General features: G+C 75.3%; 6 protein-coding genes (1 of these 6 only partly in view). All 6 read right to left on the bottom strand.

The annotated features are described in order from the left end of the window. Window positions 1–21: 21 nt before the first annotated feature. Tightly spaced (each overlapping or abutting the next), the 6 genes in view from ACZ6QQ_RS16510 to ACZ6QQ_RS16485 form a layout consistent with a single transcriptional unit that may run on beyond the window. Entirely contained in the window at window positions 22–1,815 is a 1,794-nt protein-coding gene (locus tag ACZ6QQ_RS16510) for a hypothetical protein (RefSeq protein ID WP_465877120.1), read from the bottom strand. Continuing rightward, the gene (locus ACZ6QQ_RS16505) at window positions 1,800–4,292 is read right to left on the bottom strand and encodes a penicillin acylase family protein (RefSeq protein WP_465877118.1); all 2,493 of its coding nucleotides are present in this window, start codon (window positions 4,290–4,292) and stop codon (window positions 1,800–1,802) included. Before ACZ6QQ_RS16505 ends, ACZ6QQ_RS16510 begins: the two co-directional genes overlap by 16 nt. Next, a complete protein-coding gene (locus ACZ6QQ_RS16500; protein ID WP_465877117.1) occupies window positions 4,289–10,327 on the bottom strand; it encodes a thioesterase domain-containing protein in 6,039 nt (2,012 codons plus the stop codon). The genes ACZ6QQ_RS16505 and ACZ6QQ_RS16500 overlap by 4 nt, the downstream gene beginning before the upstream one ends. Beyond that, window positions 10,320–11,921, bottom strand: a complete 1,602-nt coding sequence (locus ACZ6QQ_RS16495) for a GNAT family N-acetyltransferase (protein WP_465877115.1) — start codon at window positions 11,919–11,921, stop codon at window positions 10,320–10,322. Before ACZ6QQ_RS16495 ends, ACZ6QQ_RS16500 begins: the two co-directional genes overlap by 8 nt. After that, on the bottom strand, window positions 11,918–15,748 hold the full coding sequence (locus ACZ6QQ_RS16490) for a condensation domain-containing protein (RefSeq protein WP_465877114.1): 3,831 nt from the start codon (window positions 15,746–15,748) through the stop codon (window positions 11,918–11,920). The genes ACZ6QQ_RS16495 and ACZ6QQ_RS16490 overlap by 4 nt, the downstream gene beginning before the upstream one ends. Beyond that, window positions 15,745–16,715: the 3' portion of a non-ribosomal peptide synthetase gene (locus ACZ6QQ_RS16485; protein ID WP_465877113.1), read on the bottom strand. It continues 1,903 nt past the right edge of the window; the window shows 971 of its 2,874 coding nt (coding positions 1,904–2,874); the start codon falls outside the window, past its right edge — the gene reads right to left on this strand; its stop codon occupies window positions 15,745–15,747. The genes ACZ6QQ_RS16490 and ACZ6QQ_RS16485 overlap by 4 nt, the downstream gene beginning before the upstream one ends.

Here is a 16,715-nt window from a genome sequence, read left to right as displayed (position 1 = left end):
ACCCGCCACCGCCGGGCACCATCAGCGGCCCGGCGCCGCGATGGCGGCCGCGTCCATGCCGCCGCGCCAGCGCAAACCCTGGTACCAGTCCCGGTCGAAGCCGGCCAGCTCCCAGTTCGCCGTCGGGTCGCTCTCCAGCACCGAGCCGAGCGCCCGCCAGTACGCGTCCACCAGCGTGCAGTACCGCGACGCCACCTTCAGGTCGGCGTAGTCGAACGGCGTCTCCGACATCCGGACCAGCCGGATGTCGTAGCTGCCCCGGTAGGGGTGGCCGGAGACGGAGAAGGGCTCCCGCCACATCTGCGCGCCCGGGGCGCGGATCGAGTAGCGGACCCGCGCCGAGACGTGCCCGCCGTGCCGCAGGTCGGCCCACTCGGCGATGTCCGGCACCAGCGGCGGGAAGAAGTAGTGCCGGCTGCCCGGTACCTCCTCGCGCTCGAAGTTGCCGGGCACGAAGTGCCAACGGTTATACATCATCCGCTGGGCCACCGCCCAGAGGATCTCGCTCAACCCTTCGGTCGGCACCTCGGCGACCGCCTGTGGTCCGGGCACGACGCAGCAGAAGAAGTGCGGCTTCTTCAGCGCGAGCATCGCCGTCACGATCTCCTCGCGGCTACCGCCGCGCAGCCAGCCGAGCCGGCGGATCCCGCTGGACATGCCGTAGTCGGACCCGGTCTCGACCACCGCCGAGTAGACGATCGTCTCCATCAGCCGGGCCAGCGACTCCGAGTCGCCGCTGGCACTCGCGCTCCGGGCGGCGGCGACCGCGAGCTCGGTCACCGCCTCGACCGGGTCCACGTCCGGATGGAAATCCCGGGCGAAGCCGTCCCGGGCCAGCTCCCGCAGGGCCGGCGAGAGCGTACGGGGGCGCCGGTCGGCGGGATCCCAGGAGAGCAGGAACTCGTCCTTGACGTACGGCACGCCGTTGATCCGGCGGTACCGCATCGGCCCGACCTCGTCGACCCGGGGCACCAGGTCCCGCACCATCGAGGCCAGGTCGAGGAAGGACCGGCCGGTCAGGCCCGGCGGCGGGGTCTCGCCCACCGCGTCCAGGTACGTGCAGCAACGGCGTACCAGTAGCTGCCGCAGCCGTACGGCGCTGAGCTGCCGGCCGTTGAACTCCTCGAACCGGACCGCCCGGCCGGTCAGGAACAGTAGCTGCACGGCGGCGACGAAGAGCCGCTCCTCGGTGCTCCAGCTCTCCAGCGTCCGCCCCCGCAGCACGGTCAGCGCGTCGCCCCGCACCAGCGTGTTCGAACCGCCGTCGGTCTTGGAGAAGACCCGGCGTCCGACGTACACGAGCACCGTCTCGACCCGGTCCACCCAGTCGATGCACTGCTCCAGTCGCCTCGGCAGCGACCCGTCCCGCGTCCAGTCGTCGAGCAGCGCGTCGAGCTGTGCCTGCTCGTACTCCTCGACCGCCCGGAGCGCCGCGCACTCCTCGTCGACCATCTCCAGCAGCCAGTGCGGTATTCGCAGTCCGGCCACGGCGGTGTCGTCCGGCGGCTCGTCACCCCGGTCCGGCTCGTGCAGGGTGAGCTGGCCCAGCCCGGACTGGGCGACCAGCACGTTGCAGCGGTCCAGGTCCGGGTCGTCCGGCGCCACCAGCACGAACTCGTCGCGCCCGAGTAGGTGCTGCAACAGCGCCAGCTCGCGGTCGGTCAGGCCGGCCGCGGCCGACCGGTACGGCACCCGGCCGCACAGGGTCAGCAGCCGCAGCAGGGCGCCGTGTGCCGGGCCGCCGTAGAAGCCCGGTTCCTCGCGTGGTTGCCGAAGCGTCCGATCCCATTCGGTGCGCTTCACTGATCGGTCCATGGTCCCGCTCCCCGGTCGCTCGGTATCAGCAGAAGCTGGTGGTCCAGGTCCCGCTCGATCTCGGCCCGCGACCACCACATCGGATGGTGTTCGCCGCGCAGCCAGAGCGGGGTGTGGTCGGCGTAGTGGCGGTTCGCCGGCCGCCCCGACTGGCCGGTGGGCAGCACGCTGACGCTGCGGTCCCAGTCGCCGAGGTCGCAGACCTGCCGGTACGAGGCACCGTCGTAGATCTGCGTACCGTCCGGCTCGGCGATGAGGTTGGCGGCGCAGACGGTGTCGACGTCGCCGCCGACCGGATACGGCCCCCGGTTCACCCACCGGCCCAGCAGGGGCAGTTGGCCGAACGGATGCCGGATCACCAGCCGGTGCAGGTCGCCGTAACGCCATCGGTCGACGTCGGGGCCGAGCCGCTCGACCAGCGCCGCGATGGCCTGTCGCCAGGCGTCGGCGAGTACCGCCGCGTCCCGACCGGCGCCGGGCGCCCCACCTGGCTCGACGGCACCGGTCGAATCGGCGGCGGTCGAATCGGCGGCAACGCCCGAATCGGCCGGCCCGGCGGTGGTGCCGGTGGTGAGGCGGTCGAGCAGGCCCGGCAGCGCCGCATAGTCGAGAAACTCCAGGCCGGGCTGGAAGGTGAAGAGCCCGAGCCCGGCGGTCAGCGCCAACGGCTCGGCCAGGTGGGCGTACGCGGTGCTGAGCAGCGCCGTACGCAGCGCCTGGTAGACCGCGCCCGCCCCGCTGTCGGCGTGGAGCCGGCCGTCCCAGTCGGCCAGCAGCCTCCGGGCGGCCCGCTCGGCGGGCGTGTCCGCCGGCAGCCGGTCGGCCAGCGCCGCCAGCCGCAGCCCGGGCAGGCTCACCACGTCGGACTGCATCGCGGCGAACGAGGCCACGTCGTGCCGGGGACGGGCGGTGAGCAACTGCCGGATCCGGTCGGCCCGGAAGCTCGCCATCCACTCGCCGGGCAGCGGGTACGGGTAGTCGTCGCCGACGATCCGGTTGTTCGCCGACACGACCAGCCCGTCGACCGGGCTCCGCTGCTGCGGCAGTTCCTCCGGCGGGATCGTTCCGGTCCAGTCGAACTCGCCGGTCCAGCCGGACACCGGGGCCTGGCCGTTTCCGGCCGCTCGCAGTGGAACGGTGCCGCCGAGCACCGAACCGATGACGCCGTCGACGTCGGCGTACACGAAGTGCTGCGCCGGTGCGGTCCAGCGGCCGACGGCCGCCCGGAACGACGCCCAGTCCCGAGCGTCGTTGACCGCGAGCACGGCCGTCAGGCACTCCCCCGGCTCCGTGGCGGTCCAGGCCAGCGCAAGCTCCGGCTGTGCCGACTCGGCCGGGTCGGTCGAGCCGGGGCCGGCCGTTGCGAGTACGCCGCTGACCAGTGGACCGTGCCGGGTGGACCGGACCCGCTCCCGGTGCGGCTCGGGCCGGTCCCGCACCACGATCTCCTCGGTACGCACCGTCAGCGGCAGCCAGCGGCCGTCGTGCAGGTACCGGTCGGCGTCGTCGAGCCGCTCCAGGTAGAGGTCCTGGACGTCGATTCGGGCGTTGGTGAAGCCCCAGGCGACCCGCTCGTTGTGCCCGATCAGCACTCCCGGCGCACCCGGCATGCTGGCGCCGGTGACGTGCAGGTCCTCGGCGTGCAGGTGGTTCTCGTACCAAATGATCGGGAACTGCACCCGCAGGTGCGGGTCGCTGGCGAGCAGCGGCGCGCCGTGCACGGTCCGGGTGCCGTCGACCGCCCACGCGTTGCTGCCCTGGCCCTGGTACGGCAGCCGCACCGACCCGCGCGGCGGGGCGGGATACGAGCCCGCCGGCACGGCCGGCCGACCGCCGTCCGTCTGTAGCTCGGCCACCGCCTCCGGCCCGGCCAACTCCTCGACCCGGGCCCGCAGCAGCTCCGCCGCCCAGTTGGTGCCCATGGTCAGCGCGACAACCTTCCCCCACACCAGTACGTCCGCCGCGCTCCACGGCTCCGGGCGGTGCCGCAGCAGCCGGAACTCCATCGCTGGTCGGTCCGGCCCGGCGAGCCACGCGTTGACCCCGCCGACGTACGCGGCCACGGCCCGGGCGGTCTCCGGCGGCAGCTCGGCCGCCTCCTGCTGCGCGATCCGGCCCAGCCCGAGCACCCGGACGAACCGGTCGCCGGGCAGGGCACCCGCGCCGAACAGCTCGGCGAGCCGACCGTGGCCGAGCCGCCGGTGCAGCTCCATCTGCCACAGCCGGTCCCGGGCGTGCAGGTATCCCTGTGCCGCGAAGGCGTCCTCCCGGGTACCGGCGTAGACGTGTGGCACGCCCCACCGGTCGACGAGCACCTCGACCCGGCCCGCCAGGTTCGGCACCGCGACCGGGCCGGGGCGGGGCTGCCGGCGCTCCGGCAGTGCCACGGCCGCCACCGCCCGGAGCAGCCGGGCCAGGCTCGCCGTGCCGCGCCCGGCGTCGGCGACCCGGTGCAGCGCGGAGCGGAACCGGCTCATCGCGGCATCCCGTCCGGGTCGGGCCCGCCGGTGGCACCCGGGCCGGGCGACCCGGACGGGGTCGTCCGGCCGAGCGCCTCGCGGACCGCCTCGGCACAGCCGGCCACTCCCGTTCCGGCGAGCATGCTGTGGTGGTCGCCGGCAGCGGAAACGACGGTGAGGTCGTCGACCAGGTCCTGCCACTCCCCGGCGTCGGCGACCAGTCCCGCCGTCGGCCGCACCAGCAGTGTCCGGCCCGGATATCGGGGCGGTCGGTAGCCGGCCAGCGCGGTCAGGTTGGCCCGGCACAGCTGCCAGCGGTCGCGTACCCAGGACTCCTCGCCGGCCCCGGGCGGCAGCAGGCCGGCCGTTCGGGCCTCGTGGACCAGCTCCGCCAGGGCCGCGTCGACGTCGGTGGCCCGGGGTACCGGCAGGCCCAGCTCCCGGGCGATCGCCTCGGTCACCTCGGCCAGCCCGCCTCCGCCGGCCCCGGCCTCGACGTGGGCGTCGAGCAGGACCAGCAGCTCGACCTCCGCGCCCCGCTCCCGCAGCCGGACCGCCATCTGGTACGCCAGCACCGCCCCGTACGACCAGCCGCCCAACCGGTACGGCCCGTGCGGGCGCAGCTCGACGAGGCGGTCGACGTACCGCTCCGCGATCTCGACCAGGTCGGTCGGGTACCCGCGCTCCGGCTCGTCCGGCCCGGTGTCGACGAACGCGTACACCCCGAGCGTCGGGTCCAGGGCCCGGGACAGTTCGCGGTAGCAGAGCACCGAGCCGCCGACCGGGTGCACCAGGAAGAGTGGAGCCGTTTCCGGGTCGCCGGGACCGGCCGCCAGCCGCACCGGGTTGCCGACCGTCGCCGGCTGCGCCGAACCGGTACGCAGCGCGGCGGCGAGGCGCTCCACCGTCGGGGCCTGGAACAGGCTGTGCAGCGGCACCTGGCGACCCGTGGCCGCCTGGACCCGCAGCGCCAGCCGGGCCGCCGCCAGGGAGGTGCCGCCGAGCGTGAAGAAGTCCTCGTCGATTCCGGCACAGGGCCGGCCCAGCGCCTCCTCGAACGCCCGCAGCAGCGACAGCTCCAGCGGGTCCCGGGGCGGTCGGGCGGATCCGGTCGACTCCGCCGGCTGCGGCAGGGCGCGACGGTCGAGCTTGCCGTTCGGCAGCAGTGGCAGGGCCGGCAGCGGCACGATCGCGTCCGGCACCAGGTACGCCGGCAGCCGCTGCTTCAGGTATTCCCGCGCGTCGCTGACCAGGGCGTCCCCGTCCCACCACACCTCGGGTACGGCCGGCAGCTCCGCAGCGCCCCGGTGCTGGGCCGGTGCGGCGTCCCGCTCCTGCGTCGGGGCGGAGCGGCGGGCGTACACGTAGTACAGGTCGCTGTCGGCGAGCCGGTCCTGGCGTTCGACGACCGGCTGGAGGCCGTGCTCGCGCAGCAGCGCCACCACCTCGGCGAGGCGGCCGTCGGTGTCCTGGACCTCCACCACCACCTGGCGGACCAGCGGCCAGTCGGTCGTTCGCAGGCCGCGCAGCACCGACAACTCGGCCCGCTCCACGTCGATCTTCAACAGGTCGATGCGCGGAATCCGGTGCTCCTCGATGACCTCGCCGAGGGTGCGCAGCGGCCGGGTCACCGCCCGCCGGTCCATGGCCCGGGCCATCAGGGCGTCGACCACGCCGTCCCCGGCCGGCTCGTCGGCTCCGCCCTCCAGGGTACGCAGGTGGGCCCGGACGGCGACCCGGTCGCGGTTCTCGTCGGCGAACTGGCCGGACAGGATCGAGGTGTTCGGGTAGTAGGTGAAGACGGCCGACCCGGACCGCTCGGCCAGGCCGCAGTCGAAGAGCTGTCGGCGCACCCCGGCCACCCGGGCGTTCAGCTCCAGCAGCCGGTGCACCGGCGGGATCGGCTCGAACGCGTAGACGGTGGCGTCCGGGCAGGTCTCGGCGACGAAGAGGGTGAAGAGGCCGATGTTCGCGCCGACGTCGAGCACGACCGCATCCGCCGGCAGCGTGAGACCGTGCCGCAGGTACTCGCGGCGGACGAAGATCTCGTCGTACAGGAACTCCGTCTCGCCCCGGTTGAGGTGGAAGATCGTACGGCCGCCGGGCAGCCGGTGCCGGGCCAGGTCCCGGGTGTCGGGCTCCTCGGCCAGCTCCAGCAGCCGCCGTACCGGCCCGGCGGTCTGCGCGGCGGGCACCAGGTAGGCGAGCAGCCGCGACCCGGCCGGCCCGGCTGCGACCACCGCCGCCGCCTCGGCGACGCCGGGGTGTTCGGCCAGCACCATGCTCAGCTCGCCCGGCTCGACCCGCTGGCCGCGCAGCTTCACCTGGTCGTCGACCCGACGGACGAACTCGACGGCGCCGTCGGGCAGCATCCGGCCGAGGTCGCCGGTGCGGTACAGCCGGGACCCGGGCGGCCCGAACGGGTCGGCGACGAACCGCTGCGCGGTCAGCCCCGGCCGGTTCAGGTAGCCCCGTCCGACCCCGACGCCGCCGAGGTAGATCTCGCCGAGGAAGCCGTGCGGCACCGGCCGCATCAGCCCGTCGAGCAGGTACGTCGTGACGTTGTCGATCGGATGCCCGATCGGCGCCGACGTCCGGGGCGGACCGGCCGGGCGGCACTGCCCGGCGGTCACGTCGATCGCGGCCTCGGTCGGCCCGTAGAGGTTGTGCAGTGGGACGCCGACGGTCGTGTGGAAGCGCTCGACCAGCCTGCCGCCGAGCGCCTCCCCGCTACAGATCACCCGCCGCAGGCTGCCGGTGTACTCGGCCAGGTCGGGCACCTCCAGGAAGACCCCGAGCATCGACGGTACGAAGTGCATCGTGGTGATCCGCTCGGCCCGGACCAACTCGGCCAGGTAACCGGGGTCGCGGTGGCCGCCGGGGCGGGCCAGGACCAGCCGCGCCCCGGCCAGCAGCGGCCAGAAGAACTCCCAGACCGACACGTCGAAGCTGACCGGCGTCTTCTGGAGTACGGCGTCCGTCGCGTCCAGCCCGTACTCGCGCTGCATCCAGCAGAGCCGGTTGGTCAGCGCCCGGTGCGTGTTCACCGCTCCCTTGGGCCGCCCGGTCGAGCCGGAGGTGTAGATGACGTACGCCGCCGCGTCCGCGCCGACCGTCCATCCCGGATCGGCGGGCGGGTCCGGGTCGACCGTCGGCTCCGGGTCGGCGGGCGGGTCCGGGGCAACGACCAGGACGTCCGTGTCGCCGACCGGCAGCGCGTCCCGCAGGTGCGCCTGGGTGAGCAGCACCTGCGGCGCCGCGTCGGAGAGCATGAGCCGCCGCCGCTCCACCGGATAGTCCGGATCCAGCGGCAGGTACGCCCCGCCCGCCTTCAGCACCGCCAGCAGCGACACCACGAGCTCGACCGAGCGTTCCGCGTGCACCGCGACCACAGACTCCGGACCCACGCCGAGCCGACGCAGTTGCCCGCTGAGCCGGTCCGCCCGCCGGTTCAGCTCCGCATAGCTGAGCCGGTCGACGCCGACGACCAGGGCGACCCGGTCCGGGGTACGCGCGGCCTGCTCCTCGATCAGCCGGTGCACCGGCCGGTCGGGTATCGGCACCACCGGGCCGGCCGAGGCGAGCAGCACCGCGTCCCGCTCCGCCCCGGACTGCACCGGTAGATCGTCGACCGGAGTTCCCGGCGCGGCGAGCGCGGCACCGAGCAGCGTCACGTACCACTCGACGAGCCGGTCGACGGTCGCCTCGTCGAACAGGTCGGTGCAGTACTCCAGCTCGCCCGCGTACCCGGTCGGTGTCGGGGCCAGCGCCAGCGTCAGGTCGAACTTCGCGGTCCGGCCGGGCAGCGTCGCCGGCCGCATCGCCAGCCCCGGCACGGTGACCCTGGGCATCGGCGAGTTGTCGAGTGCGAACGCGACCTGGAACAGCGGCGACCGGCTCAGGTCGCGTTCCGGCTGCAACCGCTCGACCAGCAGCTCGAACGGCAGGCTGGCGTGCGCGTGCCCGGCGAGCGTGACCGCGTGTACCCGACCGACCAGGTCCCGGAAGGTCGGCGAGCCGGCGAGGTCGGTCCGGAGCACCAGCATGTTGACGAAGAAGCCGATCAGCCCCTCCAGCTCCGGCCAGGGACGGTTGGCGACCGGGCTGCCGACCGGTACGTCGGTCTGCCCGCACCAGCGGCCCAGCACCGCCTGGAACGCCGCCAGCAGCACGGTGAACTCAGTGGTACCGCACCGGCGGGCGAGGTCGCCGACGACCGGGAGCAAACCGTCGAGCCGGACCGGTACGGTGCCGCCCCGGTAGCTCTGCACCGCCGGGCGGGGCCGGTCGGTGGGCAGGTCGAGCGGGGTCAGCTCGGCCAGCGCCGTCAGCCAGTACCGGAGCTGCCGGTCCAGTTCGTCGCCGGTCAGCCACTGGCGCTGCCAGCGGGCGTAGCCGCCGTACTGCAGCGGTGGCGCGGGCAGCGGCTCCGGATGCCCGGCGAGCCGCCGCCGGTACCCCTCGGCCAGCTCGGCCAGGAGTACGCCCTGCGACCACCCGTCGGTGACGATGTGGTGCACCGCGAGGACGAGCAGGTGCCGGTCGTCGGCCAGCCGCAGTACCAGCCCGCGTAGCAGCGGTCCCCGGGCCAGGTCGAAACCGCCGCCGACCTCCCGCTCCACCAGCTCGGGTAGCTCGGGTTCGGGCGTACCGACGACGTCCCGCACCCGCAGCGGCACCTCGACCGCCGGGCGGACCACCTGGACCGGTGTGCCGTCGCGCGGCTCCACCACGGTACGCAGGACGTCGTGCCTGGCCACCACGTCGTCGAGGGCCGCCCGCAGGGCCGGTACGTCCAGCTCGCCGACCAGCCGCATCGCGCCGAACACGGTGTACGCGGCGTTGCCCGGCGACAGCCGGTCCAGCAGCCAGAGCCGCTGCTGTGGGAAGGAGAGCGGAAACTCCGTCGTACCGTCCCCGGCCACGGCGACGGTACGCCCGTTTCCGCCGGGGCTGGCGGGCGGGACGGGGCGGTCGGCGGCGCTGCCGGAACCGGGCAGAAGGGCGCCGAGCCGGCCGTCCGCCCCGATCCCGGACCAGCCGTTCGGGCCGGTGCCGCCGTCGACGTTGGCCGGCCCGCCGCCGGGGCGGGCGGAAGTCGGTCCGGGTCGTCCGCCGGCCCGCTCGACCAAGCCGGCGAGCCCGGCCGGGGTGGGGTGCTCGAACACTGCCTGGACCGGCAGGTCCGCGTCGAACGCCTGCCGCAGCCGCGCCACGAGCTGGGCGGCGAGCAGCGAGTGACCGCCGAGTGCGAAGAACCCGCTGTCCCGTCCCAGGTCGGAGCGGCCCAGCAGGTGGCCCATGATCTCGACGACCCGCCGTTCGGTGTCGGTGCGTGGATCGTCGCGGTGCCGGCCGGAAAGCGCCGCCGCGACCCGCGCCGGGTCGTACCAGTCGACCGCGACGGTCAGCGCGAGGTCGGCCCGGCGTTCGGGTCCGAGCTGCCGCCACCGCGACCCGACCAGCCCGGCCAACGCCCGACCGCCGGCACCGTCCAGTTGTCCCGTTGCCGACGCGGGCGCGGACCACGACACCGGTGCGGCCGTCGAAACGGTCGGCACCGTCGTGACCGGTGTCGGCAGGGCGGGTGTACCCGCGTCCCGCGCGGTCAGGGCCGGCATCCGGGCCAGCCAGCCGTCCGGCCGGGGCTCGAACACCGCGCCCGGCAGGCGCCGCAGGAACGCGGCCGTCGCGGTGTTCGCTGCGGTCCGGTGGTAGCGCACGGCGAGGGTCGGACATCCCAGCTCGGCGGCGAGTCCGCGCAGCGCGGCCGGCAGCGCCGCGTCCGCGCCCACGGCGACGGCGGCCCCGGTCAGCAGCATCGCGTCGACCACCAGCGCGGCGCCGTCGACCCGGGCATGCACCGCGCCCACGACGGGTCCGGCTCCGGCCGAGCCGTCCGGGCCGGCGAGCCGGAGCTGCCAGCACCGCGCGCCGGCCGTCCGGATACCGCCGGTGTCCAGGCCCGCCCCGACAGGTACGGCCGGATCCTTGTCGACCGGTACGGCCGACTCCACCTCGCGCAGCAGCACCGCCACCGGTACGTCAGCCATCGGCCGGCTCCCGGACGACCGTGCTCGGCCACGGCATCGCGGTCAGCGGGGCGGACACGCCGACCGGACAGCCCCGGGCGGCGAAGAAGTCGACCGCCGCCCCGTTGCGGCCGGTCTCCCCGACCGTCGCGACGACCCGTTCGGCGCCGGCCGCTGCCGCCCGGTCCAGCAGGTCGGCGACCATCGCCGCCGCCACGCCCCGGCCGGCCGCCGCCGGGGCCAGCCGGAACGCCAGCAGGGTGCCGCCGTCGGCGTCCAGCCGCAGCGCGTACAGGCCGACGAACCCATGCTCGCCACCGGCGTCGGTGAGGCCGACCAGCCGGACCAGGTAGCGCGGATCGGCACTCGCCGCCGCCAGCTCGGCCGGCCCGGGGCCGTCCGGCGCGACCGTGAAGCCGTCGTCGGCAAGCAGCGCCGGTGCCGCCCGGGCCACCGAGGCCGGGTCCGCCGGCACCGACCTGAGCCGGACGGCCAGCTCCGGGGGCGGCTCGTCGGAGCCGTTGACCGCGTCCCACCGCCCGGTCACGGTGGAGAGCTGGTACGCGTCGGCCCGGCGCAGGTCGGCGGCGTCCGGCGGATGCAGGTCGAGCAACGTACCGACCTCGGCACCGGGCCGGACGGCGAGCGCCCGTACCCCGTCCGGGGCCGGCGCCCCGACCGGATGCAGCAGCACCACGTGCTCCTGCGCCAGGCCCAGCTCCGTGGCCAGCTCGGCGACCACGGCCGGGGACGGGGCGCTCGGCCGGGCCGCGGCGAGATCGTGCCGGCGCAGTACGCTCTCCGGCCGGCCGAGTACGGCATCCAGCCTCCCCTCGGGCGCCTCCGCCGCCACCGTGACCAGTACCCCGGCCCGGCGCAGCTCCCGCAGCGCTCGCTGGACGGCGTGTCCGGCGGACACGTCGACCTCGGCTCCGGCGAGCCGACCGGCCCAGAGCAGGTCGTCGCCGGCCACCACGACCGCCCGGACCGGCGGTTGGCGCAGGACTCGGACGATCCGGGCGAGCCGGGCCGCCACCGCCCGGTGCAGGGCGTGGCTGTACCGTCCCGTGCCCGTTGCGTACGCCCGACCGCGGCCGAGCTCGGTCACCACCTCGGCCACGTCGAGCAGGTACACGTCGCGCTGCCCGCCGAGGCGTCGACGCAGCGCCTGCCGTACCTCGGTGCCGGTGCTCGCCACGCCGGTCGACAGGTTGTCGTCGCCGACGCCGAGCGGCCGGGCCAGCGGCAGCGCCGGCAGCGCGAAGACCAGTGCGGCGCCGGCCTGGCGGCTGGCCTCCAGCGCCGCCTCCGCCAGTTCGACCGCCGGTTCGACGTACCGGTCCAGCGGGTCGGCCAGCGGCAGCGGCTCGCCGTCCCACAGCTCCTCCAGGGCCGGCCAGCACAACACCAGGTCCGGTCCGCCGCCGTCCAGCTCGGGCAGGTCGTCGGCGAGCGGGTCGAGCAGGTCGGCTGCGGTGACCACCGACACCGGCCCGGACAGCATGTCGGCGAGGTCCTCGTCGAGGCCGGGGGCCGGAAACGTGGTGAACACCAACAGCCGGGCGGTCGCCGGGTGGCCGGACCGGTCCGGCTGCCGGGTGGGGCTGGCCGTCATCGACCGACTCCTTCCGGTTGCAACAGGGGGACGCGGGAGAGCAGGAGGGACGCTGGCAGCGGCGTACCGGTCAGGGGCACTGCGGTCACCTCGGGCAGCGCGACGCGGACCAGCACGCAGTTGCCGGCGTCGCGGCCGAGATAGACCACCCGGTCGGCCGGCAGCCGGGTCGCGGCCAGCGCCGCGGCGAGCGCCGCCCCGGCCCCTGACCACCCGACCGACCAGGTACGCAGGTGCCGCAGCGAGAGCGGGGCGTCCGGGTACGCCCGGAAGACCCGCCGGACGTCCCGCTCGTCTCCGGTGCCGACCAGCAGCAGGTCGGTGCCGGCCTCGTGTAGCCGGACCAGGGCCCGCCGGACGGCCCGGCACTCCTCGTCGACGACCACGGTGGCCAGCCCGTCGGCCGGGTTGCCGCGCCACAGCAGGTCGCTGTCGACGGCGACCGCCAGCGGCCGCTGGTCGCCGAGCCCCAGCACGGCGGCGGCCAGCCGGGCGCCGAGCTCGGCGCCGGAGACCGGCCCGGCGGTGGTGTCGAGCACGGTCAGCCCGGGCAGCCCGGCGACCCGGTCGGCCAGCCAGCGCTGGGCGGCGTCGAGCGCGGCCCGCCCCGGCACCGTGTCGAGCGCGGCCCGGCCGGGCACCGTGTCGCCCGCCCGGTTGAGTGGCACGGTCGGCGGATCGGCGGGTGCGGTCGGTCGGTCCCGGCGCGCGGTCGGCGGGTCGACGATCGCTGTGCCGGTGGGCACGGTCGGCGGATCGACGATCGGGTCGTGAAACAGGGGGGTAACCGAGGTCTGCCTCCTTCGACGGTGTCCCACGGCGGCGTTAAAGGCGGCCACGAACGCCGCGCAGCCCCGGTCGAGCCGGCGGGCAAAGCCGACCGGCTCGACCGCCGGGGCCGGTGCCAGCCAGGCGAGGTCGGGCACCGACACGACGAGCAGGTTCGCTCCGGTACCGCCGGCGGCAAAGGCGGCACGCTCCTCCCGGAGCTGACGCAGCAGTTGGCCGCCGGGCAGCACCCGCAGCCGGGGCGGCAGGTTCACCGCAGTCAACCCGGCCCGGACCGCCGCGGGCAGCCCGGCGAGGGGGCGGGTCGCCGCGAGTACGACGTCCAGCACGCCAGGCGGCTCCGGACCGGCCAATGGAAGTGTCGTGGCCTCGTCCACGAGCCCGTCGACCAGCCGGATCGCCGGGATCAGCGGACCGGGCAGCCGACTGCGGAGCGCGGCCGCCAGGTCACGCGCGGAGACCGGCGCGGTCGGGTCGGCCAGTACCCGGGCGGTCAGCGTCGGGTGCCCGCCCTCGCCCCGGCCGCCGGTCACCACACAGTCGAGTACCCGCGAGTCGGCGAGCAGCGCCGCCGCCACGGTCGCGCTGTCGACCCGGAGCCCGTCGATCCAGAGCACCGGCTGCCCGGCCGGGTCGGCGGGCTCGTACCGCCCGTCGGTACGCCGCCGCATCGTCTCACCGGTCGACCGCCATCCGGCCCGATCCGGTCCGGCGACGTGCAGCGTGCCCCAGGCCCCGTCCGGTACCTGCCGACACCGGCCGTCGCGCACGGCCAGCGCGGCATCGTCGGTCGGGGTGCCGTACGGCTGGTACGCCCCCGGCCAGCCGGGCCGACAGGCGCCGGTGAGCAGCTTCCCCCCGCTCCCCTCGACCGGATGCACGGTGTGCAGGGCGGCGTCCACGGTGTGGAAGAAGTCGTCGGCGACGGGCGTGGGTAGCGGGCCGCCGCCACAGAGGACCAGCCGCAGGTCCGGTGCCGGCACGGGTTCCGCCCCGGCGACCAGCGCGGCGAGCTGCCGGGGCGTACGGTGCAGTACCCGCACCTCCGGGTCGGTCGGCGCACCGAAGAGCACCCGTCCGCCGTACGCCAGCGGCCAGCAGAGCTCCCAGCCGATGGCGGGCCGGCCGGGCAGTCCGGACCCGAGCACTCCTTCGCCGGGAGCCAGCCGGAACACCTGTTGCAGCCGGTCGACCTGGCCGGCCAGCAGGGCCGGCGTGAGGATCTCCCCGGTCGGGTCACCGGCCGGCGGCGTCGGCGTACCGGCGGGCTCGCCCGCTCCGGCCCCGGCTCCGCTGCCGGCGTCGACGACCGCGCTGACCTCGCCCTCGACGTCGACGACCGCGCGAGCGCCGGTGCGGCGCAGCAGTGCGCGGAGCTGCTCCGGCGGGGCGGCCGGGTCGGCCGGGAGCACGTTCGCGCCGATCGTGAGCGCGGCCAGCAGCGCGACCGGGTACGTCGGACCGGGTTCCAGGCAGAGCGCGACCGTGTCGCCCGACCGCACCCCGGCGGCACGCAGCCGCCCGGTCAGCTCCTCGGCCCGGTCGGCCAGGTCCCGGTACCGCAGCTCGCCACCGGCCCACCGCACGGCGACCTGTTCGGGGTACTGCCGGATGCTCGCCTCGACCGCGTCCCGGACGGTCGGCGGTGGCGGTGCCGGCGCGGTCACCGGTGACGACCCGTCAACCGGCCGCTGCGCGATCGGCAGCCGCCAGACGGCCTGGTCCGGGTCGGAGGCGGCGGCGTCGAGCAGGGTCAGCAGGTGCGCGGTGAGCGCCGCCACGGTCTCCGGGCTGAACAGGTCGGTGCGGTACTCGAACTCCGCCAGCAGCCCGTCGGCGCCCTCGATGACCTCCAGCATCAGGTCGAACTTGGCGGTGTCGGCCGGCAGCTCCACCGGTTCGACCCGCAGCCCGGCAAGGTCCGGCCAGGTCAGGGGCGCGTTCTGCACCACGAACATGACCTGGAACAGGGGATGGCGACCGGGGTCCCGCTGCGGCGCGAGGCGCTCCACCAGCAGCTCGAACGGCATGTCCTGGTGGTCGTACGCGTCGAGGCAGACGTCCCGGGCCTGCCGTACCAGGTCGCGGAAGCTGATCTCGTCGTCCACCCGGAGCCGCAGCACCAGCGTGTTCGCCAGAAACCCGATCAGACCCTCCAACTCCTGGCGGTGCCGGTTGGCGATCGCGGTGCCGACCACGGTGTCGGCCCGGCCGGTGTAGCGGTGCAGCAGCACCGAGAAGGCCGCGAAGAGCGTCATGAACAGCGTGGCGCCCTCCGCGTCGCCGAGGGCGCGCAGCCGGGTCACCAGGTCGGCGGGGATGGGTCGGCCGTACCGGGCGCCGTGGAAGCTGGGTCGCTGCGGCCGGGGCCGGTCACTCGGCAGCTCGGCCTCGTCGGGCAGGTCGGCGAGCCGCTCCCGCCAGTGCGCCAACTGCCGCTCCAGCTCGCCGCCGGAGAGCAGGTCGCGCTGCCAGACGGTGTAGTCGGCGTACTGCACCGCCGGCTCGGCGAGGGTGGGACGCCGACCGGTGGCCAGTTCGGCGTACGCCTGGGCGACCTCGCGCACCACCACCGTCATCGACCAGGCGTCGGCGACGATGTGGTGCGCGGTGAACAGCAGCAGATGCTCGTCGGCGGCGAGCCGGAAGGCGGCCACCCGGAGCAGCGGCGCCTGCCGCAGGTCGAACGGTCGGCCGACCTCCGCCCGGAGCAGCTCGGGAAGCCGGTCGACGGCGTCGGGGCGGCCGGTCAGGTCGACCACGGCGGGTACCACCGCCACCGCCGGCAGCACCACCTGGACCGGGCGGCCGGAGCCGCTCTCGAAGCAGGTCCGCAGGCTCTCGTGCCGGGCGGCGAGATCCGCGACCGCCCGCCCCAGCAGGCGTACGTCGAGCCGGCCGGTGACCCGCACCGCCGCCGGCATGTGGTACGCCGTACCGGGCTGCAACTGCTCCAGGAACCACATCCGCTCCTGGGCGTACGAGGCGGGGAAGACGTACCGCTCGGTCGCCGCCGTCTCCGGGACCACGCCGGTCACGGACCCGCCCGGTACTGCTCGCGGTTGACCCGCGTGATGGCCGGGTTCGCCGCCGGACCCGCCGCCCCGGGTGGCGGGTCGGTCGAGAGCGCGTCGATCGCCGCGGCCAACGCCTGGACGGTGCGTGCGGTCAGGAACGTCCGCAGGGAGAGTTCCACCCCGAGCACCGCCCGGAGCCGGGAGACGACCCGGGTGGCGAGCAGCGAGTGGCCGCCCAGCTCGAAGAAGTCGTCCCGGGCGCCGACCCGCTCCGCGCCGAGCACCTCGGCCCAGATCGCGGCCACCGCCTCCTCGGTCGGGGTGGCCGGCGCGACGTAGTCCCCGGAGCCGGCGAGGTCGACCAGCTCCTCGCTGGGCAGCGCCCGCCGGTCCACCTTCCCGGTCGGCGTGGTCGGCAGCGCCGGCAGCAGCGCGTACCGGGTCGGCACCATGTACTCCGCGAGCCGGCCCCGCAGGTGGTCGTGCAGGATCTTGACCGAGACCGGCGGCGGCGCGATCGTCCGGGCGGCAACCGGGCGGGCCGCCTGGCCGTCGCGCCAGTCGGGGCGGACCGCGTACATCAGGTGCACGGCCGAGCCGTCGAAGAGGGGCGCCTGGGCCACCTCGACCCGGTAGCCGCGGTCGGTGAGAAGGTCGCGGATCGCCGCCACCCGGCCGTCGATGTCGTACACCTCCAGCACGAGCTGGCCGATCCGGGGCCAGTCCGCCTCCCGCACCCCGCGCAGCACGTCCCACTCGCTCTTCTGCACCACGATCTTCAGCAGGTCGACCCGCTCGACGCCCTGCTCGGCGAGTACTCCGGAGAGGGTCCGCAGCTCGCAGCTCACCGCCTCGCCGTCGAGCCGGTCGGCGACCCACTCGTCGATGTCCAGGATGTCGTCCTCGTCGAGGTCGAAGCCGTCGTCCACGCCGGGCTGCCCGGAGGAGGCGCCCGGCAGGGACGCGTCCGAGGCGCGGAACTGGTTGC

It is taken from the genome of Micromonospora sp. NPDC049529 (genome assembly GCF_055586685.1).
Note: the sequence above shows the minus strand (reverse complement) of the source record. Positions and strands in the feature narration are given on the sequence as shown.

Bases quoted from the DNA above. Each gene is read 5' to 3' on its own strand.
- ACZ6QQ_RS16510 (WP_465877120.1), bottom strand. From the start codon at position 1,815: ATGGACCGATCAGTGAAGCGCACCGAATGGGATCGGACGCTTCGGCAA.
- ACZ6QQ_RS16505 (WP_465877118.1), bottom strand. From the start codon at position 4,292: ATGAGCCGGTTCCGCTCCGCGCTGCACCGGGTCGCCGACGCCGGGCGC.
- ACZ6QQ_RS16495 (WP_465877115.1), bottom strand. From the start codon at position 11,921: ATGACGGCCAGCCCCACCCGGCAGCCGGACCGGTCCGGCCACCCGGCG.
- ACZ6QQ_RS16500 (WP_465877117.1), bottom strand. From the start codon at position 10,327: ATGGCTGACGTACCGGTGGCGGTGCTGCTGCGCGAGGTGGAGTCGGCC.